The sequence below is a fragment of the Sulfurospirillum sp. E15m genome (assembly GCF_059415145.1).
This window is the reverse complement of the sequence record NZ_JCAHZS010000005.1, coordinates 52,256-74,892: the sequence shown is the minus strand read 5'-3', so window position 1 is coordinate 74,892 and position 22,637 is coordinate 52,256. Positions and strand designations below refer to the sequence as shown.

General features: G+C 31.6%; 20 protein-coding genes. All 20 read right to left on the bottom strand.

From position 1 onward, the window contains the following. Position 1: 1 nt before the first annotated feature. The 20 genes from AC5SLP_RS08210 to AC5SLP_RS08115 all read right to left on the bottom strand — a co-directional run bounded on the left by AC5SLP_RS08210 (position 2) and on the right by AC5SLP_RS08115 (position 22,623). Positions 2-1,117, bottom strand: a complete 1,116-nt coding sequence (locus tag AC5SLP_RS08210) for a glycosyltransferase family 4 protein (RefSeq protein ID WP_495254677.1) — start codon at positions 1,115-1,117, stop codon at positions 2-4. Next, positions 1,114-2,277, bottom strand: a complete 1,164-nt coding sequence (locus tag AC5SLP_RS08205; protein ID WP_495254676.1) for a glycosyltransferase family protein — start codon at positions 2,275-2,277, stop codon at positions 1,114-1,116. The genes AC5SLP_RS08210 and AC5SLP_RS08205 overlap by 4 nt, the downstream gene beginning before the upstream one ends. Then, positions 2,274-3,488 carry an O-antigen polymerase gene (locus tag AC5SLP_RS08200; RefSeq protein ID WP_495254675.1) on the bottom strand — a complete coding sequence of 405 codons (1,215 nt, stop codon included), beginning with the start codon at positions 3,486-3,488 and terminating at the stop codon, positions 2,274-2,276. Before AC5SLP_RS08200 ends, AC5SLP_RS08205 begins: the two co-directional genes overlap by 4 nt. Positions 3,489-3,609: 121 nt before the next feature. Next, positions 3,610-5,715, bottom strand: a complete 2,106-nt coding sequence (locus AC5SLP_RS08195) for a heparinase II/III family protein (RefSeq protein ID WP_495254674.1) — start codon at positions 5,713-5,715, stop codon at positions 3,610-3,612. Further along, entirely contained in the window at positions 5,708-6,910 is a 1,203-nt protein-coding gene (locus tag AC5SLP_RS08190; RefSeq protein ID WP_495254673.1) for a glycosyltransferase family 4 protein, read from the bottom strand. Before AC5SLP_RS08190 ends, AC5SLP_RS08195 begins: the two co-directional genes overlap by 8 nt. Beyond that, a complete protein-coding gene (locus AC5SLP_RS08185) occupies positions 6,891-8,135 on the bottom strand; it encodes an oligosaccharide flippase family protein (protein ID WP_495254672.1) in 1,245 nt (414 codons plus the stop codon). Before AC5SLP_RS08185 ends, AC5SLP_RS08190 begins: the two co-directional genes overlap by 20 nt. Further along, on the bottom strand, positions 8,136-8,801 hold the full coding sequence (locus AC5SLP_RS08180; RefSeq protein ID WP_495254671.1) for an HAD-IB family hydrolase: 666 nt from the start codon (positions 8,799-8,801) through the stop codon (positions 8,136-8,138). Next, positions 8,776-9,861: a histidinol-phosphate transaminase gene (hisC, locus tag AC5SLP_RS08175; RefSeq protein ID WP_495254670.1), complete on the bottom strand. Its 1,086-nt coding sequence runs from the start codon at positions 9,859-9,861 to the stop codon at positions 8,776-8,778. The genes AC5SLP_RS08180 and hisC overlap by 26 nt, the downstream gene beginning before the upstream one ends. 1 nt (position 9,862) lies before the next feature. Next, positions 9,863-11,149, bottom strand: coding sequence for a phenylacetate--CoA ligase family protein (locus AC5SLP_RS08170; protein WP_495254669.1), 1,287 nt, complete (start codon positions 11,147-11,149; stop codon positions 9,863-9,865). 164 nt (positions 11,150-11,313) lie between these two features. Beyond that, positions 11,314-11,487 carry a hypothetical protein gene (locus AC5SLP_RS08165; RefSeq protein ID WP_495254668.1) on the bottom strand — a complete coding sequence of 58 codons (174 nt, stop codon included), beginning with the start codon at positions 11,485-11,487 and terminating at the stop codon, positions 11,314-11,316. Between the two features lie 10 nt (positions 11,488-11,497). Beyond that, positions 11,498-13,630, bottom strand: a complete 2,133-nt coding sequence (locus AC5SLP_RS08160; RefSeq protein ID WP_495254667.1) for a bi-domain-containing oxidoreductase — start codon at positions 13,628-13,630, stop codon at positions 11,498-11,500. Continuing rightward, the gene (gene wecC / locus AC5SLP_RS08155) at positions 13,630-14,823 is read right to left on the bottom strand and encodes a UDP-N-acetyl-D-mannosamine dehydrogenase (RefSeq protein WP_495254666.1); all 1,194 of its coding nucleotides are present in this window, start codon (positions 14,821-14,823) and stop codon (positions 13,630-13,632) included. The genes AC5SLP_RS08160 and wecC overlap by 1 nt, the downstream gene beginning before the upstream one ends. Beyond that, positions 14,820-15,959: a non-hydrolyzing UDP-N-acetylglucosamine 2-epimerase gene (wecB, locus tag AC5SLP_RS08150; protein ID WP_495254665.1), complete on the bottom strand. Its 1,140-nt coding sequence runs from the start codon at positions 15,957-15,959 to the stop codon at positions 14,820-14,822. Before wecB ends, wecC begins: the two co-directional genes overlap by 4 nt. After that, on the bottom strand, positions 15,956-16,960 hold the full coding sequence (galE, locus tag AC5SLP_RS08145) for a UDP-glucose 4-epimerase GalE (protein ID WP_495254664.1): 1,005 nt from the start codon (positions 16,958-16,960) through the stop codon (positions 15,956-15,958). Before galE ends, wecB begins: the two co-directional genes overlap by 4 nt. Before the next feature lie 62 nt (positions 16,961-17,022). Beyond that, entirely contained in the window at positions 17,023-18,051 is a 1,029-nt protein-coding gene (locus AC5SLP_RS08140; protein WP_495254663.1) for a glycosyltransferase family 4 protein, read from the bottom strand. Further along, on the bottom strand, positions 18,048-18,827 hold the full coding sequence (locus tag AC5SLP_RS08135) for a glycosyltransferase family 2 protein (protein WP_495254662.1): 780 nt from the start codon (positions 18,825-18,827) through the stop codon (positions 18,048-18,050). The genes AC5SLP_RS08140 and AC5SLP_RS08135 overlap by 4 nt, the downstream gene beginning before the upstream one ends. Then, on the bottom strand, positions 18,824-19,897 hold the full coding sequence (locus AC5SLP_RS08130; protein WP_495254661.1) for a glycosyltransferase family 4 protein: 1,074 nt from the start codon (positions 19,895-19,897) through the stop codon (positions 18,824-18,826). The genes AC5SLP_RS08135 and AC5SLP_RS08130 overlap by 4 nt, the downstream gene beginning before the upstream one ends. Further along, positions 19,894-20,919 carry a glycosyltransferase gene (locus tag AC5SLP_RS08125; protein ID WP_495254660.1) on the bottom strand — a complete coding sequence of 342 codons (1,026 nt, stop codon included), beginning with the start codon at positions 20,917-20,919 and terminating at the stop codon, positions 19,894-19,896. The genes AC5SLP_RS08130 and AC5SLP_RS08125 overlap by 4 nt, the downstream gene beginning before the upstream one ends. Next, on the bottom strand, positions 20,912-21,844 hold the full coding sequence (locus AC5SLP_RS08120; protein WP_495254659.1) for an acyltransferase family protein: 933 nt from the start codon (positions 21,842-21,844) through the stop codon (positions 20,912-20,914). Before AC5SLP_RS08120 ends, AC5SLP_RS08125 begins: the two co-directional genes overlap by 8 nt. A 5-nt stretch (positions 21,845-21,849) precedes the next feature. Continuing rightward, positions 21,850-22,623 carry a glycosyltransferase family 2 protein gene (locus AC5SLP_RS08115; protein WP_495254658.1) on the bottom strand — a complete coding sequence of 258 codons (774 nt, stop codon included), beginning with the start codon at positions 22,621-22,623 and terminating at the stop codon, positions 21,850-21,852. Between the last annotated feature and the right edge of the window lie 14 nt (positions 22,624-22,637).

Sequence of the window (22,637 nt, the reverse complement as noted above, 5' to 3'; positions counted from 1 at the left end):
ATTATTTATTCTCCATTATTTTTGTAAATACTTCTAAAGTTTTACTTGCAGTTTGATCCCATGAAAATCGTTCCAAGTTTTTATATCCATTGATAATTAAGTTTTTTCTTATGGCATCATCACGAATAATTTTATCAATGTATGCTGCAATTTCATCAATATTATCAGAGTCACAAATTATCGCAGCATCTCCAGCAACTTCAGGTAAAGATGATCTATTAGAAGTTATTACAGGTATTCCAAACTTCATAGCTTCAAGGATTGGCATACCAAAACCTTCATAATATGAGATAAAAACAAATAAGCTTGCAAATGAATAGTAGTTAAATAACTCCTTATCATTTACAAATCCTTTGTATAAAATATCATAACTATATTTTGAATTTTTCATGAAATCATCAACTATTTCAAAGCCCTTGCCTGGCATCCCACACACTACAAACTTTATACTGCTTTTAGTACTATCTTTATATTTTTCAAATGCTTTAAGAGCGTTAAAAAGGTTTTTCCCTGGGTGATCAACTGTACCTACATATAGAATATAATGATCTTGAACAAGTCTGGAGTTTTCATCTCTCAGTTTATTGAAATCATTTGATACTGCATCGTAAATAACATTTATTTTTTCGGCTTCTGTTCCACATATCTCTATAATATCTTTTTTTGAATTTTCCGATACTGTTATAACTGTTTTTGATTTTTTTGCCATTCTTGGAACAATCATATGTCGATAACCCATACGAAGTTTAGAAAACTTTTCTCCGACTTTAAACTCAATCATATCATGAATTACAACAACAATAGGTTTAAAAGAAAAGCTTATCAATGTAAAATTTGGTAAATAAACTATATCTGCATTCTCTTTTACTGATAAAAAAGGAAAAATAAAAGTATTGAACAATAAGTTTTTTAAAGAACTCATTTTAGTCACATTTATTTTTTTAATAATTACATTTTTTGGAAATTCAATATTAAAGAAATCATCATTATCATAGTTAGTATAAACTACAAATTGGTTACTTTTATTGAGTGCTGCCATATGCTTTATCGTTTCTATTAACGTTCTTCCAATGCCTGTAATTTTTTTACCTACATAGCCATTAATTAATATTTTCACAAGAAATCCTCTTTTATAAAAAAATTCTCAACGAATTTTGCACGCTGTCGCCAAGAATTTTCTTTTGCAAAATTTTTCATTATGATTTTTTCATCTACTTTATCAATCATATTACAAGCCCATTTATAAGCATCTTGCAGTTCCTTAGTGTTACTATACATTTTAAAGGGTCCATCTATATCTTTTACTGTTTTGAATGCAGAAGTTATTGTCGGTAATCCAGAAGCACAGTATTCATAAAGCTTAATAGGATTCACGGAGTCTGTCATAGTATTTATTTTAAATGGAATAATGCCGATGCTAGCCTTTTTAGCAAAATAAGGCATAAAAGCATATGGATATGGGCCAGAAAAAATAATATTTTCTTGATCTTTTAATACCTGGGGCACCTCTGTCCGAATAGGCCCAACGACAACAACGTGTACATCTGAAAAATTTGAAAGTTCTAAAATAGCTTCAAAGTCAAACCATTCTGCAATAGCACCCGTATATAGTATATTCAATTTTCCTTTTGCGAAATATGGATCAATTTGAGCATCCATCTCTGTATTATTTAGAACATCATCAAAATAATCAAAATCACACCCATTTGAAAGATAAAAAGAAGCTTGATTATACTTTTTATATTTTTCCATAAGGTCATACGATGTAAAAAAGACCCCATCTGCCATCGCAACAAGTTGTTGTTCTTGAGCCATCAATGTTTTTGGTATATCATCAAAATGTTCTAAGTTATCAACACAACGATAAAAAATTTGCTTAGGTTCTATATAATTCAAAATGGATATGTGCCTAGGATCGGTAAACCACACAACATCAGGTTTATCAAATCCAAGTTGTTTAATATGCCGTAGTAAAAAAGGCATAAAAAGATAATAGTGTTCAAGATACCAAGGGCTTTTCAATACAAAGTTATTACGATAAGGAAGCAAAATAAAAGGTGTAAGTGCCGTTAAACCATCTTTGATTTTTAATGGTTTGTTTCGATTCCAATTTTGTATGCGATCAGTTTTTTTGTCTTTTATCCATTGTAAAATATGCCACGGTAGTGAGATCCATAATACTTCATATTTTTCAGAAAATATCTCTGCATAATGATGGCTCCCTATTTTAATATTTGCTTTAAAGGGAAGATTTTCAAGCATTAACAATTTTTTCATACAAGACTCTGTTTCAAAAGTTTTATATCCGTAATTTTTGTTAAAATTACCAAACATATAAACAAAAATATTATATATAGATAATCCATGATTCTAAAAAGGTTAAATATATTACCCATTTGTATCCAAGCAAAGATTTTGTATTGAAAAAAAATCAAAAATAATATAAAGCTTATGTAATATTTTTGTTGCATTGTATATTTTAAAATAAAATCAATAATGCCTAAGACAAATGACAAAGTAAGTATTCCTATACCTAATCCAAAAAAACCAAAATATACTATACCTTCTCCCAAATATGTGATAACTAAATTCCTATTTTCGGCAAACAAATCTGAAGTCAATTTTTTTGTAATCCAATATTCAAAACTATCATCATGCGACAGTACGATACCAAAATATTTTGAGTTAACAATAGTACTGAAAAAATGTTGAATCCCATTTAGTTGCAATGGGTCTTCTTCATTTATTATATAATCATTATAAATTCGCCAATACGGTTCTCCTTGTCCCAGTGTGATTCTACTTGCAAACACTATATTGCCAGAGATAAAACTTTTTCGTAATTCTTTTCCATGCACTAATAAAGGATCTGTCATATTGTTATAAGCTAAAAAAGATGAAAATTCAAAGAATATTAATCCGATGATAAGAGCAACCAATATATTCTTTTTAATATTTATTATTTTTCTATTTTTATAAAAAAATGCACAAAATAATGGAAAAATAATAAATAATATATTTGATTTCTGAGACAATAAAATACAAAGAAAAATATAATTTATTATATTAATAATCAAAAATAAACTTTGTATTTTTGTTCGTCCATACAAATATAAAAAAATAAAGGCGGCAGGTAAAAAAACAGTTATCATCCGATTTAAAAACTCATATGCATTTTCTTTCCAAAATACTGTACGAGCAATATCTGAATTTTCTGCAAAAAAAGGTGCACCGACGCAAATAATATAAACTGAAAATAAAACTTGAATTAAAAAGATCATAATTTCGACAATCAAAAATATAGAATTATTTAATTCAATAAATTTATTATTTATAGTTTCTAAATGATACGCGTTAGACAGGGATGCACTCAGAATTTTAGTTATAAGATATGTCAATTGTACACTGATCATTAAAACCAATGTGGCGTAGTTATGTGGACTAGCTATCTCATCACCTGGCCATGCAAAATATCCATTTTCTGTCAAAAGACTACCAAAAATCCATGTTCCAGCTATCACATAAAAAAAAGATTTTATTGAAAATAGGTCTTGACAGTATAGTAAAATAATATACAATCCAATTAAATAACTTACAATAATGACTATGTTATAAAATATCATTAAGGGTTACTTTTCCATAGCCATTTGAATATAATTCATATTTATAATATATAAATTCCTTATTACATATATCAATGACCTCTAAACTATCTTTTTTGATTTGAAATTTTCTTATTATTTTGATATCTTTATATTCCAAAACCAACTCTAAAAAATCATTTCCAAAATCTCTCACAAAACATTTTGACTCATTAAACATTCCAAAAAGTCCAATATTTCCTTTGCTCCAGCTATTTTGCTCTATACATTCAACTATTGGTACATTGTGAGCCATTACACTTCTAAACTCATTTCTTCTATTAAGCAATGGTGTATAAAGGTATGTTCCCGGATCTTTAACTACATCCTCACCATTTATCCATAATTCATACCCAAGTTTGTCATTATGCGTATGACCGCCACTGTCTTTTTGCCCAAGCGGTGTAGCACAAATACTTAAATGAAAATTATTTGTTTTAAAAATATATATTCCACTATCAGGATAAGCTATAAATTTTAAGTTTTTAGTATCTAGTTTTGTATTTATGATTATACTTTTTTTGTGATTTAATCCTTCTGAACTATAACTATTTTTCCGAATTTCTTTATAAGATTTATCTTTAGCTAGAAGAGTATTATTAGCTGTAGATTTTATAAAGCTTTTTTCAAATTTTATATTATTTTCAAATATTTCATCTGTAAATAATCCACCAAAACAACTTATAAAAGTACTATGATTTAATATATTTTCATCCCAAGAAAGTTCATCATCCTCACTATATCCCTTGAGGTTTAAATACTTTCTTACAGCCTCTTTATTTAAAAGAAACTCTCCATTTGGACTAAACCTAAAAAATCTCCCACTATCATTGTCCCCAAATTGCGGTATTTCATCATTTGGCTTTGTAATATCAACTGTAAATCTACCTATTTTATAAAGTCTATCGATATACTGTGGAGGTAATTCAATTTTGAATGCTAAATTATTAATTTTAAATTGTTGATTTTGAAGTGGTTTTAATTTTGGCTTAACTTTCCAGCCCTTGAGATTATAGTCTTGAAGTGCATTGATTTTATTTTCTTTTAAACCAAGTATCAAAGAAGTACTAAATATCATCAATTCACCGCTTAGTCTATGATAGCTGGTAGAACTCTCAAAGTTTCCACCATCTTCGTAAAACTCATAGTCCATTTCATTTATAACTTCTTGGATGCTAAATGCAAGCCATTGGTTTATCTCTTTACTGTTTTCTAAGTATACTGCTACATATAGAAGTCCAGCGATATCGCTAAGATAATGATTGGAAGTTAAAAATTCACTATATTCAAGATTATTAACTATATGCACGCCATGTTCATAAATGCTATTAACAAATATTTGTTTAAATTTATCATCAAGTATCCCAAAGTTATCTATTTGTGTAAACATATCATAAGCTACAAGCATATTGGCAGCTCTGATACCTACATCCATAGTGCAAACCCAGTTTACACCCATTCGTGGTGGATTGTTTGCTATGAAGTCAAGCATTTGATGTTTGAACTCTTTGATGTTTTGCTTTTTTAGGCTCTCGTCAACAAGTGAAAAGATTGCAAGTTGTGGTAGATGCTGAAACCTAGCTAACTCCCAAGGTACTTTTATATCACTTCCTATTTTATGACCGATTCTCTGCTCTTTATACCAAGTCTTTTCACTCCATCTGAAACCACTTTTATAATCTTTTTGCCAGTCTATCGGCTTATAGCTATCATCAATATTTTTAGGAGCAGATACATTCCTATCATACTTATATCCCTCAACGCCAAAAGCTATTGAGTCATAACTATTTTTGACCCATCCACTACCAAGTAAATCAAATCGGTGGTCGATATACATCTGAGATAAATACTGAGCCACCTTCGTATCTATATTTGAAGTATCAAGCTCTTTTATATCTATATAGCTATTTTGTATCAGTGGCACATCAAAGTCTATATGAGTGCCTTTACTTAAATCTTTGGTTCTTTGTAGTTTATTTTTAACTTTAGTGTTTAGTTTATTTACCACTTTTTTTGCCACTTCTTGAGGTGGCATTGATAATGCTTTTTTTATGTAATGGTTAAGTTTACTCATTTATTCTCTTCAAAATATTTTCTACATGCTTATCCCAAGTATATTTAGCAACTACTTCTTTTCTAGCATTTTCACCTAACAACTGTCGTATTTTTTTATCATCTATAAGTATCTTCATTGCTATTATTAGTTCATCAATATCAGCTGGTTTTACCATATAGGCTGTTTTATTTTGTTTTAAAATCTCTCCCATCTGAGCCATATCGCTACAAATGATAGCTTTACCCATTGCCATATATTCAAAAAGCTTTGTAGGACTCCCAAAAAATTCACTTCCATCAGGATTTAGTACGGTAGAATTTATCAGAACATCACAAGTTGCCAAATATTTAGCTCCTACACTTTGAGGTACAAGTCCAGTTAAAACTACATTTTTATCAATACCAAAATCAGAGATGTATTTTTTTACTTCACCTATTTTAATACCGTCACCTATCATTAGAAGTTTTGATTTTTCTTTATATTCTGGATATTTTTGTAACAATTTTCCATAAGCTAAAGCAATGTTTTCAGCTCCATGCCATTGACCAAAAGTGCCTATAAATCCAAGTATACATTTATTTTCTAAGTCATATTTTTGTTTGATATCATCACATTCTATATCTGGACGATATTTTTTTTCATCTATTCCATTTGGATTAACTATAATCTTTCTTTTATCTACTCCAAACTCTACGAGAGTATTTTTGAGTGCATCAGATACTACTACGATACTAGAAGCATTGTTGAGATTGTAGTTTTCTATAAAGCTCACAATTGGGAGTCTAAATAACTTGTTATATATTAATTTTGCTATTTTTTTAACTTTATTATCATTTGATTTCCAGTGCTTAATCTTCCATACATCAGAAGAGTTAAACTCTAGTACAAAGGGGATATTTTTTTGTTTGGCTAAATATGCTCCGCAAAAACTAAAACCATTGTATCTTTGATAAATCACATCACTTTTCATAATTTTACAATGCTTTATGACATTGAAGTTATAAAACAGCTCACTTATCTCTATTGGCAAAAATGGTAAAAATATAGGTTTTAGAATCTCTATCTCTTTTTTCACTTCTGCTAAATTGTCGTTTGACACAACATGTAAATCAGCCTTTTTATCCATAGCATTTATAACACCAGCAGTATGACCTACTGAGCCACCTGCTTTTAGATTAAACCAATAAAGTGTTCTAAGATAGAGTATTTTCACTTGATACTCCTAATCTGTAATATTTGATATGTAAAATGTACGAAAAAAACATAGAAAGCATACTAGCTATGACTGCTCCAATTACTCCGTAAACGGGAATAAGCAGAAAATTCAATACTACATTTACTATTGCTGTATAAATTGCTTTTTTCTTTAAAAATTTTCCAAAACCATTTGTGCCAAGCCATGCATTATAAGGTTGATATGCCGCTTGAAAAGCTATTGCCAAAGACATAAAAAATAGTAATAACTGGACATCTTGATATTCTGTAGTTAAGTAAAACTGAATAATAATAAACCCTAATAAATTAGTGCCTAATAAAGCTATTAATATCCATAAAAAATTAATTTTTAGAACTTTTTTAGGAATTTCAAGTCTATTTGAAAAACTTTTGAATTTTGAACTGGACAAAGCATTTGAAAAAGTATTTATAGGTGCAGCCATAGAATTAGCTAACGAATACAAACCAACATCTTTAGCACCTACAAAAAATCCTATCATTAATCTATCCAACTGATAGCTTGCAGTATCTACAACTCTCCCACTGTATAAATGTATGCCATAGATCATATTTTCATTATGGATTTGAGAAATATTTGATTTGAGGTTTATAAATGAAGGTTTTAGTTTAATGATAAAAATAACAAACGAGATAATAGCCGTACTAGAAAAACACAATAAAACATTTAAAGGTGTCAATACATCTTGAAAATACAAACCAAACAAAGAAGCAACAAAAAGGAGTTTCCAAAAGAGATTAAATCCTGCTAAATACTCTATGTGATTACTTCCTTTTAATATCAAATCCATAAAAAAGGGTACTATAAAACTCCAACTTACAATAGATGCTATTCTTATGATCTCTCCGACTTTATCTTGAAAAATATTATCTATAAAGAATGAGACCACAAATATGGTAATAAAAAATAAAATAGATATTCCCAAAACAATCACCAATGAAGACCCTATCAACTCTTTTTCTTTTATTTTGTCATGATTAACCGCCAGAAGTCGTGAAGCACTTGAAAAATATCCAAACTCAAAAAATATAGCCAAAAAAGAGATAATAGCCAAAGCAAACGAGTATATTCCAAAAGCCTGAACACCCATCTCTTTTGCTAAAAGCATATTTGATATAAATCCAACTACCATACCAAATATTTGAGCACTAAATAGTAACAATGTTTGCATAGATGTTTTTGAGGATTTTAGTTTTTTAAGCATTTAATTATTTACATCCAATACTGTATATCTTTCATCTATCCAATCTATATTCTGTTTATTTTTGACTAAAACTTTATTTCCAACTAAATCAAAAAGTGGCTTGTCACTATGATGATCACTATATACATAAGAATTTTCTAAATCATACTGACTTAAATCCAATTGCTTTAGTTGATTCACTTTTTCAATCCCTAAACATTCATTTCCAAAAATTTTTGATGTAAATTTTTCATTTCTAAATTGCAATTTTGTACAAAAAAGATAGTCAATTTTATACTTATCAGCAAAATATTTCAGATAGTTTTCAAAACCTCCAGAGACTATAACAATTATATGACCTTGTTTTTTATGCTCCGTTAACTTCTCAATAACCGATTTATGCAATTTTTTTTGGATTATATTTTCAAAATATTCTTCAGAGTATTTTTCTATTTCGGACTTACTAATATTTTTAAAAACTTTTAATAAATGCTCTTTATATCTTTTACTTTCACTAGATGGTATTCGATTTAGTCTTTTCCGTATTTTTGAATAAATTTTTTTATGAATTGGTAATTTTGATTCTAAATAATCCAAAAAATAACTTATTGACTGTCCATCAAAAATAGTATCACAAAAGTCAAAAATAGATAACTTTTTTTTAATTAGCACTTTTAAAACTCTCAATTATTTTTAACACTTTCTTCATTTGTTCTTTTGTACCTATTGTAATTCTCAAATAATTTTCCATACCTTTAACATGTCCATAGTCTCTAACAAAAGTATTGTTCTTTTCAAGATATTTAATAAAATCTTTTTTAACAGAAAAATCAAATTTCAACATACTAAAATTACCGCCATCACCCATAACTGTATAACCTAATTTTTTGAGTTCACTATCAAAAAATGTTTTTGCATTATTTACTTGCTCGACAAAAGAATTCATATATTCTTTGTCTTGGAGTGCTGATATGGCAGCTATTTGAGAAAATGTACTTATATTTTTTGGATTTCTTATTTTTGAAAGTAGTTTAATATTATGCTGTGATGAAATAGTATATCCAATTCTAAAACTTGCCAATGCGAATGCTTTTGAAAATGTTCTTGAAATAAGCAAATTTTCATGATTAGGTACTAAATCTTTACATGTATTTTTTGTAAATTCATAATATGCTTCATCTATAATAAACATTATGTCATCAAATTTTACTATTAATTGCTCTATAGTTTCTTTCTTATACATTGTTCCAGTTGGATTATTTGGATTACAAATATATACTATTTTTGGCTTATGTAAGCTAAGATAATTTTCGAAATGTTCCAAATCTAACTGAAAATTTTCATCAAGATAATAAAACTCTGTCATTGCCCCATTGCTTTCGACTACTGCTCTAAAATTATCATAAGTTGGTGCCACTATCACAATTCTATCTTCTGGCTCTATAAATGTTCTAACAATATACTCATGTAGTGAGTCTGAACTAGCAAAATACTGAATATTTTCTACTGGTAAATTATTATAACTTGATAATTCCTCTAGCAATAGACTATTATTTACATCTGGATACCAATGCATATTCCCAGTTTCTAAAAACTTTAAAATATTTTCTTTTACTTTTGGCGAAGGTGGTACGGTTGCTTCATTCCAATCAAGTTTTAATACATCTTCTTTACCTTGTAACTCCCATGCTCTATGAGAAACTAAAGGATATGGTTTTAATACTTTTACATATTTATTTGCAAACATTTTATTGTTCCCTTACTATCGTTTTGATTTTGCCAGTTTTCATATCTCTTTCAATATTTTCAACAATTTCAATTATTAAATTAATATTTCCCAATCTCTTTTTCATGCCATCTTCAAGTTTAATTGAATTTCCATTGTTAATGTCTCCTACCACTTTTATTATCATGGAATTATTCTTTTGTTGAATAATTTGAAATTGCTTTACAAAATCAAGTTCATGCATTAGTGTATATATATTAATTGATGGAATCATTGTCCCATCATCTTTTATTAAAATATCATCACTTCTGCCTTCTATACCTTTAAATGGTATTGACATCTCTCTTCCACAAGGGCAAATTTCTATTGATTTATCCAAAGGAATAGCTTTGTCACTTGTGTTGTATCGTATAAAAGGCATACTATAATTATTTAAAGAAGTAGCTATAATATTGTTTTGCTCATCAATCTCTACAATTCCATAATCATCATTATTATGATAACTTCCAGCCCAGCACTGTTGTACTGTAACTGTTCTTTCATTTTGTCCATACCAATCTAATACTGGAAGGTCCCAGTATTCTTTAATAATCTCTCGATACATTGGTAAAAGAGTTTCTGATGAAGTTATCAAAGTTTTTATTTGAGGTAGTTTGATATTGTTTTCTTTTAATAAAAGAGTAAAAATATAAATTGAACTTGGATATCCTCTTATGATTTTGGCATTTGATTTTTTCATAAAATCAATGTATAAATCAAGATTTTCTTTATTTATGTGAAATGGAGATAGATACCAATAGTTAGAAGATTTAGATACTTTTACAAGTGGTTCATTTTCTTTTGGAGAGTAACTTCTAAGTACAATAATAGGATCACCTTTTTTATAGCTATAGTCTTTTCCCATACCCCATGCACGACATTTTGTCAAATCTTCAAATACATCACTTTCTTCAGTAATTTTAAATTCAAATGGATTACCCGTTGAACCAGAAGTATGAGATAATTTACCATCATATTTAGTAGAACAAAAAGCTTTAAAATCTTTTCTTATTATTTTTTTATCTACTATTGGAAATTTATCTAGTTCTTTCAATGTGAAGTTTTCAAAATCAATTTTTAAATTAAGATTTTTATAAAATGGAACCGTTTTAACTGCTATTGATAATAGTTTCTTTAGTTTTTCAGTTTGAATATTTGTGATCTCAACTTTTGTTTTCCACTGAAAATCTTGATATTCTTTTACATTCTTTTTAAATGATAAATAATTTAGTGTTTTATTAGTTATTTTTTTGAGTATATTATTTTTCATCTACTTCACCTTTTCCATATAACTAAAGTCTTTACTCGAACTATCATCAGGATTTCATAATCTACTATTAATATGAAGCGGTATTCCTATCAAAATAGATTCTATAAATTCTGAATTTTATTTTTTAGTCCATACTTTTTCTCGCTGAAATTGTGGAGCAAGATTTATCTTTTTTCTTTATACTGTCTAAATATCCCAAATACATTTGGCGTACTTCTAGAAAAATTTACTTTTGTAGGACAAGTTCCATCTAAAATAGGATCTAATTTATCAGCACTTATGGTATTGTCATCATCTAATTTATCTACCAAATCATCAATTTTTCCATTTTTTACCATTTTGCAGCCTTTATACTACAAATGTAGCCTCAGTAGTTTGTACCATATCCCAAAGTTCTATTGGCCACTCTTTTTTGTTGCCTTTGATAGTCTCATAAAGTGCTTCAAGCTCTTCATATTGACCTTTTTGGCTTATTTCATCTTTTATCTCAGTTAGTTTTACACCGTAACCTTTAAGAGATTTGTAGTCATCCATGACGATACTTTTATCATCAAAATGTACCTCCATAAACTCTTTTGCGAGCTCTTTACTTCCATTTGCAAAGTACTCAATACTAGCCACTGAGCCATCAGCATATTTTAGTGTGATAGATTTATTATCACTACTACTATAATTATCAGTTTTTGGGGTAAGTGACTCTACCGAGATACTCACTATTTTGCTTTCTGTTAGTGCAGTCATAAGGTCTATGATATGACACGCTTCTCCCACCATACGACCACCATCCTCGTGTACCCAGTGATCTAGCGGTATATATCCTGCATTCATACGGTATCGTATCATCATAGGATTAATTCGTTTGTTTGTATGTTTTTTAATTTCAGTTGTGTATTTGCTAAATCGTCTGTTAAATCCTATAAAAAGTACTGGTTTATTTGAAGTGTCGCTTTCATAAAAAGCTTTAATACTATCTAGGTCTTCTTGATTTGTAGCAAGTGGTTTTTCTACAAATACATTTTTTCCAGCTTGTAAAGCTTTTAGACTAAGCTCTGCATGACTATCGTGTCTAGTAGATATAAGTACCAAATCTACATCTTTATCATTAAGGATATCTTCATAGTTTGTTGTTGCATAGTTTGCTTTGTATTGCTCCGATACTGCTTTCGCCTTATGTCCTGTGCGATTCATCACTGCATGAAGTTTGTATTTGCTTGATAGTTTAGCTATGTTTGGTAAGTGCATACCAGTAGCAAATCCACCTGCACCGATAAGTGCTACATTGATGATCTCTTTTTGGATAGGATTGTTGTTAAGAACGACTTTTCTATCGTGATTTAGATATGTTTCAAGTTGTTCTAAATCTACTATTCCATAATCAAGCAATACCATTAAAGGCTTAGCACCTGGTGCTTGCAGTGACTCAAAAGCCTCTGTAACTCTTTCTATTGGGAAGTTGGCATCGATAAGTTTATCTAGATTTATAGCACCTGTGTGTACAAGTCGAAGATACTCTGTCATATTTCTATTTTCAGTCCATCTTACATAACTGTACGGATAATCAAACCCTTTCTCTTCATAGTTTTTGTCATATCGCCCAGGACCATAAGAGGTAGAGATAAGAAAATCAAGCTCTTTAGCATACATATCTTCTCTTTTTATCTCCATACCTACTACACCCACAAGGATGACTTTACCTTTTTTCTTGCACATCTGAAAGCTTTGAGAAAGTGGCTCGCTACTACCTGTTGCTGCGGTAAAAAGGACTGCATCAGCACCATGACCATCACTCCAATTTGTGATGGTATTTGCAACATCTTCTCTTGATGGATTCAGTACTAATTCTGCTCCATATTCTTTTGCAATTTCAAGTCGTCTATCATCAAAATCTGTAACAGATACTCTCACACCTGAAAGTCTAAGCATTTGTACTGCAAGAAGTCCAAGTATCCCTGCACCTACAACCACACACATTTCTCCAAGCTTAAGGTCACTTCTTCGCACGCCTTGCATAGCGATACCACCAAGAGTAACCGTAGAAGCATGTTCAAAACTCATCCCTTTTGGGGTTTTCATCACAAGGTTTTGAGGTACATCTACATACTCGGCATGATTAGCTAGACCTGCACCAGCTGCTGCTACACTATCCCCTATTTTAAAGTCTGTCACACCTTCACCAACTGCTATAACAACTCCACTTATAGAATACCCTGTAGGGTTTCCTCTCTCTAGTTTGCCTTTTACTTTTAAGTAAACACTGGCAATACCATCAGATTTGACCATATTGAGCACTTTTTTTACATTTTCAGGTTGTTCCATTGCTCTTTTGATAAGTGATTTTCCACTATTTGAAACACCGCTTATTTCAGTTCCCGCTGATATACAACTATTGACAACTTTTATAAGAATTGAACCTTTTGAAACATTTGGAGCTGAAATTTCTTCTCCTAAAACTTTTCCTTTTTTTACTATTGCTTGTATCATTAGTTAAGTACCCCACAAAAATCTAAATCAGTTTTTATATCAAGTTTTTTAAACTCTTTATGAGCTACTAAAAACGTTACTATGTCAGCTTGTTCTAATGCTTTTTTGTAGTTTATTATCTCAAACTCTTTGTGAGATTCTATATTTGGCTCAACTGCTAACACATCTAATCCATCAGCTTTAAGCCTTCTAGCTATGTAGAGTGCTGGTGATTCTCTTAAGTCATCTATGTCTGGTTTAAAAGCAAGTCCCATACATGCAACTTTTGCTTTTCTTCCATTTTCAGCTTCAAACTTTAATGATGCATTTTTTATCTTTTCGATCACCCATTCTGTTTTGTAGTTATTTACTTCTCTACTTGTTTTGATAAGTTTTGCTGTTTCTTGCCCCGCATGGACTATAAACCACGGATCAACCGCTATACAGTGTCCACCTACACCAGCACCTGGGTTAAGTATATTTACTCTTGGGTGGCGATTAGTTAGTTTTATAAGTTCCCAAACATTGATGCCAAACTTATCGCAAAGCATACTTAGTTCATTGGCAAATGCTATGTTTGTATCTCTAAAAGAGTTCTCCGTAAGCTTTGCCATCTCCGCTGTTTTGGCATCTGTTTCAAGTACTTCACCTGCAACAAATTCTCGATAAAAAGCTGCCGTCATGTTTGTCGCTTCAGTCGTTATGCCACCTACAATACGATCATTTGCTACTAATTCTTTCATAATATGTCCAGGGAGCACACGCTCTGGACAATGAGCAATATAAATCTTCGTAGTATCAATACCACATTCTTTTAAGACTTTTTCTATTTGATAGGTCGTCCCTACAGGAGATGTAGACTCAAGAATGACAATATTGCCTTCTTTTACATAAGGGGCAATAGACTTTGTCGCAGAAATAACATAATCAATATTTGGGACATACCCTTTATGAAAAGGAGTTGGAACAGCAATGATAAAAATATCTGCGAACGTCGCTTTGGTATCTGCTGTCAGATTTCCACTATTTACGGCTGCTTTCACAAAAACATCCAATTCTGGTTCTACGATATGAATTTTCCCTTGGTTAATAGTATCTACTACATTTTGTACAACATCCACACCATGCACCATATATCCTCTATTGGCAAGTAATGCTGAAGTTGGAAGTCCAATATAACCTAGCCCTATAATACAAATATCTCTTTTTTTCATTGAAGTCCTCTTACAAATTTTACGATTCTCTCACACGCTTTACCATCACCGTAAGGGTTATTGGCTTTGGACATGATGTCATAAGCATTTTTGTTATCTAAAAGTATCTGTGTTTCTTGAATGATTTTTTCTTTATCCGTACCAACAAGCTTGACCGTTCCAGCATCTACTGCCTCAGGACGTTCTGTCGTATCTCGCATAACCAGCACGGGTTTCCCTAAACTAGGTGCTTCTTCTTGAACTCCACCGCTATCGGTTATGATAAGATAAGACTTTGACATCAAATACACAAACGGTAAATAACTTAAAGGTTCGATCAAAAAGATATTTGCAACCTGTGAGAGTATTTCTCTAACAGGCTCTTGAACATGCGGATTAAGATGCACAGGATAAACAATGTCTACAGCAGGATTGTTGAACGCTAAGACCTTTAATGCCTCACAAATATTGACAAACCCTTGACCAAAGTTTTCTCGACGGTGCCCTGTCACGAGAATGATTTTTCTGTCATTATTTATACCATACCCGCTCGTCTTTAGTTCAGCCTGTAATTGGCTTTGTAAGTTAAAATTGTTCGTTATTTGATCATTAACCATAAAAAGAGTGTCAATCACCGTATTGCCAGTTACTAAGATATTTTTTTCAGGAACATGTTCTAAAAGAAGGTTTTCTTGTGCTTTTGAAGTAGGTGCAAAATGAAAATGTGTCAGTTTACATGTAAGTTGTCGATTGGCTTCTTCCGGCCAAGGAGAGTACATGTCATATGTTCTAAGCCCCGCTTCTACATGCGCGACTTTTATTTTTTCATAAAAACACGCAAGTGAAGTTACGAAAGATGTTGTCGTATCACCATGTACAAACACTAAATCCGGCTGGAAATCTTGGAGTACGTCTCTCATTCTTAAAAGAACATTTGCTGAAATATCATATAAATCTTGCCCTGATTTCATAATGTTCAAATCAAAATCAGGTTTTACTTGAAAAATTTCCAAAACCTGATCTAGCATTTCTCTATGCTGTGCCGTTACACACACCTTTATATCAAATAGACCTAGATGTCTTTCAAAACTTTTTACCAGAGGTATCATTTTAATAGCCTCAGGGCGTGTTCCAAAAACAATAAGAATTTTTTTCATAAGAGATTTTTATTATTAAGATTTTGTTGAAATCGCCACATATCCTCGCACATTTTTGTCAAATCATATTGTGCTTCCCAATGTAAAAATATTTTTGCTTTACATGGGTCTGCATAACACATTGCAATATCTCCTGGACGCCTATGAGAAATGGCATAAGAAATCTTTTTACCACATACTTTTGAAAATGTTTGTATTACATCCAAAACACTATATCCTCGTCCCGTTCCAAGATTGATTGCTGTGCACTGCGATTGTTTCAAAATTTCTAAAGCATTAAGATGACCTTTAGCTAAATCTACCACATGCAGATAATCACGAACACCTGTTCCGTCATATGTATCATAATCATCGCCAAAAACATTAACACACTCACGTTGTCCACTTGCCACTTGTGCAAGATATGGCATAAGATTATTTGGGATACCTTGAGGCACTTCACCAAGTAACCCACTTTCATGCGCACCTACTGGATTAAAGTATCTCAAAATCACAATAGACCACGTAGAATCGCTGGCATATAAAGCACGTAACATCTCTTCAATAACTAATTTTGTATGACCGTACGGATTTGTTGCGCGAAGAGGGTGGTCTTCTGTAAGAGGAAGATATTGTGGGGCACCATAGACTGTTGCAGAAGAACTAAAAATAAGTTTCTTAATCTGCAATCTTTGCATAACTCGCAATAAACAAAGTGTGCCGTGAACATTATTATCATAGTATTCTAACGGTTTTTCTACCGACTCGCCTACAGCCTTAAGTCCCGCGAAATGGATAACACCATCGCATCCTTCCAACGCTTTTTCAAGTGCAGCTTCGTCGCGAAGATCGCCGACGATACAAGGAACGGTTTTACATGTAATCTTTTCTATGTGCTTAAGCACTTGCGGCATGCTATTGGAAAAATTATCGTAAACGATGATCTCGTCACCTTGATTAAGAAGTTCTACACACGTATGAGAACCTATAAATCCTGCTCCACCGGTGACTAAAAGTTTCATTGGCAATCTCCATATCTCTGAATATTTCAGTTGATGGTATCTAATAATCACTTAGGACCTGGTTAATCCCGTTCGTTTCGATAAGCTTCTAACTTATCTTTCGTTAATAAAAAATAGATTAGCGTAAAACAAAGTGCGTACAAAATAAAAATAAAAATATCGTCTCTTACTTTAAAACCCAATCCCAAATACGAAAACAAAATTTGCATGAGTCCTAAAAGCAAAACCGTTTTACGAACATTGCCTTGTTGGTAGCGCAAAAGAATATGGTGAATATGCGTTTTATCGGCCGTAAAAGGGTTTTGGCGATGCAGTAAACGCCGTAACATCACCACCAGCGTATCCATAATCGGAACTCCCGCCAGTAAAAGCGTGGAAATGGCCGTAATATAGTCTCTTTGAATGGCATAAACAACCAAAATCGCTATTGAGAACCCCATAAACATACTGCCGCTATCACCCATAAAAAGCTTTGCAGGATGCCAATTGAGGACCAAAAATCCTCCAATACTGCTCATAAGCATTAACGCCGTATAGCATAAAAACGCATCGTCGTATTTGTACCCCATATAGGTAAACGGAATCAAAATCGCTAAAGAGATCACCGATGCCAACCCATCCAAGCCGTCGATCAAATTCAAAGCACTCACAAACCCTGAAACCGCAAAGGCAAAGAAAAGCAATGCCGTGACATATCCGAAAACGACTTCATGTCCGAAAAATGTTCCGAAATGTCGGATGTCAAATCCGAGATTAAAAAGTGCCATTGCCGCTAATGCCGTAAGTAAGAGTTTAGTTTTAGACGAAATCGACGAAATATCATCACACAAACCGATCACAAAAATAAACCCAAGCGGAAACAAAAAAAGTAAGGAGTGCGCACAATCAATCCATAATAAACCGCTTGTAAAAGCAAAAAACATTGCAATTCCACCGCTTCTAGGCGTAATGTTGGTATGGGAGCTGCGTTCGTTGGGAATATCCAAAATTGCAATAATATGTTTGTATTTGACCAATAATATATTTAAACACAATGAAATACTAAAAACAATGATAACGACAATTATATGTTGAGAATCCATCCAGTTCATGCCAAATCCTTTTGAAGTACACTCGAAAATTTTTTACATGTAAAACCTAGCATTTTAGTCGGATATTTTGAAAGTATTTTGAAAACATTCGTTGAAATACCATTTTCTCTGCACGCACGTAACTGCTCTATGGAATTGGTATAAAAGCTTTTCAGAGAATTACTCACCCCACCCATTCGCATTTTTACCAATACGCGAGGCAAATATACATACGTAATGCGATATTGGTATAAAAAGCGTGCCGTCAATTCAAAATCGGCAGCGATTTTATAGTTGGTTTTAAAATATCCATATTTTTCATAAACTTCTTTTTTTACGAAAAACGTTGGATGTGCGGGCATCCAACCGTATGCAAATCTGTCGGGACGAAAATAGCCGCTATCATAATAACGTACTGTTTTATCGAGATTGTCGCTTCGAACATACACCAAATCCGCAAAAACACTTTGAACGTTTTGGCGTTGAAAAGCATCCATGACTTTTTCAATAACATCATTTGTTTTGTAAACATCATCGCTGTTTAAAATCCCCACGACCTCGCCCGTAGCAAGATGAAGACCTTTATTCATCGCATCGTACATACCTTTGTCGGGTTCGCTGATAAACTTTGAAATTTTATCTCCGTAAGCGCGAACAATCTCAACCGTACCGTCCGTGCTTTTACCGTCGATAATAAGATACTCTATCTCTGGATAAGTTTGTGAAAGCACCGATTCAATGGCTGTTTTGATCACATGCGCGTTATTATAAACAACTGTTATAATGGATATTTTCATGTAAATTTTTTATTCCAAATTTCTTGATAAAATGAATACGTCTCATTGAAGCACTTATCCCATGAAAACCAACTTGCTTGGCTTAACCCCATTCCAATTAATTTTTTTCTAGTATTTTGATCTTCAAGCTCTTTAATTTTCTGCACGAAGTTTTCTACACCAATTTTATCTACCAATAAAGCAGCCTCGCCCACAACTTCCGGTATAGACGAAAATTTTGTACTCACAACAGGACAGCCTGCTTTCATAGCTTCAATAAGAGGTATGCCAAATCCTTCATAGCTTGATGGATAAAGTAAGCAAAATGCGTTATTATAAAGTACATTAAGTTTTTCTCCACATATTCCACAAAAATGAAAAACTTTATTTTGAATTTCTAACATCAACATTTTTTCATTTTCATCAAATTCTTTCCCTCCAACAATCACAAAACTATAATCATTTAATTTTTTAAGTACATTTATAGCTATAGGAAAATTTTTATAGCTACTTCTATCTCCTATATATAAAATATATTTTTTATCCTTCAAAATATCAAAATAACCGATCAAATGATGATGAGAATCTTTGAGCTTGTAAAATTCCTCTCCTACGCCATTGTAAATAACTTTTATTTTTGATATTTCTATAAAAGGATAGAACTTTAATAAATCTTTTTTTGTATTTTGAGATACACAAATAATACCATCACTTTTTTTAATGGCAAAACCTTTTTGCCACATATGAATATATTTAGCTAATCCTTTTTTAAAATATTCATATGTAAAATCATGAACAGTAGTAATATTGACAATATTTTTTTGTAAAGATACACGATAATAACTACTATGAAAAATAGAGCGTAGGGGTAGTTTCTTTGTAAAAGGAAGATATCTTAAAATTTTTATACTTAGATTGTATTCTCTGTTAGAAAAAATATCAAGTTTTTGTCTAAAAATATTTTCATTTTCTGATTCAAAGAAAGTAGCTCTTTGCTTCTCTTTTACCCTTTTTAGTAACTCAAACCAGTAAATAGAAATACCACCTGCTTTTTGAAGTGAGAAAATAATATTATCATAAAATAATTTCATAAATATACTTTCACTTGTTGCCTATCTTTCGATTCTATAGAAAACAGACTTACCCCATTAAGAAATTTTTCATATGACTGATTATCAATTTTTAATATAGCTTTTTTTAAACTTTGAGCGTCATCGGGATTGATGACATACCCATTTATCGAATCTATTATCAATTCGCAAACACCGCAATTTGTTGAAACAATTACAGGCAACCCAAAATAAAGCGCTTCTTCCACTACTAATCCCCAAGGCTCACTCAGGCTTGGCAAGATGAAAATATCATGTCCCAAAAATTCTTCTTGAAGTTTTTTATTTTCGGTAGGTTCTTTAAAAACAATATTTTGCATTGAAAGTCTTTTTAAATTTTCAACCTCTTCGCCATCGCCGATAAGGGTCAATGAATACTCTGATAATTCGTTAAAAACTGCGATTAAAAGCTTTAAATTTTTTACACTTGTAAATCTTCCAATATACAAAAATCTTTTGCGATACTCTCTTTTTCGTTCTACCAACACTGGCTTGTTAATAATTCCTACACCTTTTGTAATCCTAACTTCGCCGCTGTAAGCCAATGCCTGTAATAGCTTTACATGTAAGCGTCCAGAAGCAAAAACTGTAGCTATGCGAGATAAAAATATCTTTTTTATCAAGCCTTTTAAACCTTTTGGATTGCTCTCCATAACCGTTGATTCTAACGCTAAACAATTTTTTATTCTGGGCTGAGTCATAACCAAATACCAAAATTCTCCCAAATCCCACCCACTGATAAGCAACTTTTTGAATGACAAATTTTGTAAAATTATTTTGAGGTTGCTTATATTTTTGGAGACATTTCTTCCTTGAAAATTTCCATTGTGCAATACTTCATAGTTAAACTTTGCATCTTCTAACCCAACAAAATCATCTGCTCTTTTTTCAGCTGTATTGGACGCTATAAACACAACAAAAATATTTAATTTTTGAGCTAATTCATTGTAAAGATTGACTTTATAAAAAGCAGGTATGTGAGTCACGATAACATAATCATACATATTTAAAAACACTTATATTTTGGAATTGAAGTTTTATAAGAAGTATGATGTGCAACAAAAATAAAGAGATAAAAAACTTGAGATACCAGTCTCCAAAGTGAATTTTTTCAACAACAATATGAGCGATATTATTAGTATAGGGATGGACAATAAACAGTAACATTGTGTTGCTCCCCCATACTGCCACTATCTTACTTTGATAATCCAAATATTTTAGCACCAAAATCAAACTACCAACAATAGATAAAGACCAAAAAATAGTGATAAACACATTTCCATAACTTTTTAAAGCCATATCTAAAAGAGGAAGACCAAAAGTGAGATATAATCCAACAAGTAAAAAAGGTAAACTATACAGTATTGTACTCTCTTGATAAAAGCTAAAGAAAACGCTTCCTATAAATACAAAAAATAGAGCATTCATCGCATTATCAAGCCCAAAAGGTAGATTAATATAAAAACTACTGGCGAACAAAATACCGATGATTAAACATTGCATACTAATATTGCGAATAGAGTGATTTATAAACACCAAAAGACCTCTGGCAAAAAAAAGTGCTGGTAAAAACCACAATACAAAAGCATACGTATGTAGCAAAGATGACATATCCATCCAAATAAAGATACCTTGTAGTTCTTGGAAATAATCAAGCGATTCTCTTTGCAAAGCAGTTCGTTTGAATGTTTCTACCCCTAATGCAATCATCGCAAAAAGAAAATATGGAATCATAAGCCGTTTGAAATCTTTTACGACAAACGCTTTGAGAGAGATATCAAATTTAATAAAAAAGCCAGACACCATAAAAAAAAGTGGCATATGCCATGAAAAAATAAAAGTACTAAGAGGTGAAGCGATATGCCCCAAAACAACAGCTAAAATGCCAACGGTTTTGAGAGCATAAACCCATTCAATTTTTGCCGGCAAAATAGTTATTCCCTACCCATTATTTTTTTAGCGGAATATTTAAACAATGACCAATAATAAATCCCTTTTAACACCCACACATTAGCAACTTTATTATCTCTTTTGATTTTATCATACTCTTTAAATATCTCTAAAATTTTGCCATTTCCTAGCCCATCAGCTCGCCATTTAGCGACTATCACATCTTTTGTTACTACTTTGGGGAACGATTGATAGCTTCGCAATAAATGTTCATAATCCATACAAAAAGTATTGCTTATATCAAAAAGTCCATATTTTTCAAAATAGCTTTTATGGGTAAAAAGCCCCTGATGCGGCATCGACATTCTAAAAAGAAGTGATTTTTTATCAAAAACATTGATGTGCTTAGAGACAAATATCTCATTTCCGTTATTATCAATTCTTTGTATTTTAGCACTTACAAATATATCTTCACTAGGATTAATCGTTTGAAAAACTTTTTCTAACGCATCTGGAGAAAAAAAGCCGTCTCCATCCCCTTGAAAATTGATATAATCACCTTTTGCAACCCTCAATCCCTTATTAAACGCATCGCTAATCCCATTATCTTTTTCACTTACCCAATAATCAATCTTATCTTCATATTTTTTGATAATATCCAATGTCCCATCCGTCGAACCACCATCAATAATGATATATTCCATATTTGCATACGTTTGATTTATCACGCTCAAAATGGTTTCTTCAAGATGTTTTTCACCGTTATAGACTACTGTAATGACAGAAACCAATGGCCTTGCATCTAAAACAATCTTCATATTAAAACCTTATC

Bases quoted from the DNA above. Each gene is read 5' to 3' on its own strand.
- AC5SLP_RS08205 (WP_495254676.1), bottom strand. From the start codon at position 2,277: ATGAAAAAATTGTTAATGCTTGAAAATCTTCCCTTTAAAGCAAATATT.
- AC5SLP_RS08195 (WP_495254674.1), bottom strand. From the start codon at position 5,715: ATGAGTAAACTTAACCATTACATAAAAAAAGCATTATCAATGCCACCT.
- AC5SLP_RS08185 (WP_495254672.1), bottom strand. From the start codon at position 8,135: ATGCTTAAAAAACTAAAATCCTCAAAAACATCTATGCAAACATTGTTA.
- hisC (WP_495254670.1), bottom strand. From the start codon at position 9,861: ATGTTTGCAAATAAATATGTAAAAGTATTAAAACCATATCCTTTAGTT.
- AC5SLP_RS08170 (WP_495254669.1), bottom strand. From the start codon at position 11,149: ATGAAAAATAATATACTCAAAAAAATAACTAATAAAACACTAAATTAT.
- AC5SLP_RS08165 (WP_495254668.1), bottom strand. From the start codon at position 11,487: ATGGTAAAAAATGGAAAAATTGATGATTTGGTAGATAAATTAGATGAT.
- AC5SLP_RS08160 (WP_495254667.1), bottom strand. From the start codon at position 13,630: ATGATACAAGCAATAGTAAAAAAAGGAAAAGTTTTAGGAGAAGAAATT.
- wecC (WP_495254666.1), bottom strand. From the start codon at position 14,823: ATGAAAAAAAGAGATATTTGTATTATAGGGCTAGGTTATATTGGACTT.
- wecB (WP_495254665.1), bottom strand. From the start codon at position 15,959: ATGAAAAAAATTCTTATTGTTTTTGGAACACGCCCTGAGGCTATTAAA.
- galE (WP_495254664.1), bottom strand. From the start codon at position 16,960: ATGAAACTTTTAGTCACCGGTGGAGCAGGATTTATAGGTTCTCATACG.
- AC5SLP_RS08140 (WP_495254663.1), bottom strand. From the start codon at position 18,051: ATGAACTGGATGGATTCTCAACATATAATTGTCGTTATCATTGTTTTT.
- AC5SLP_RS08135 (WP_495254662.1), bottom strand. From the start codon at position 18,827: ATGAAAATATCCATTATAACAGTTGTTTATAATAACGCGCATGTGATC.
- AC5SLP_RS08130 (WP_495254661.1), bottom strand. From the start codon at position 19,897: ATGAAATTATTTTATGATAATATTATTTTCTCACTTCAAAAAGCAGGT.
- AC5SLP_RS08125 (WP_495254660.1), bottom strand. From the start codon at position 20,919: ATGTATGATTATGTTATCGTGACTCACATACCTGCTTTTTATAAAGTC.
- AC5SLP_RS08115 (WP_495254658.1), bottom strand. From the start codon at position 22,623: ATGAAGATTGTTTTAGATGCAAGGCCATTGGTTTCTGTCATTACAGTA.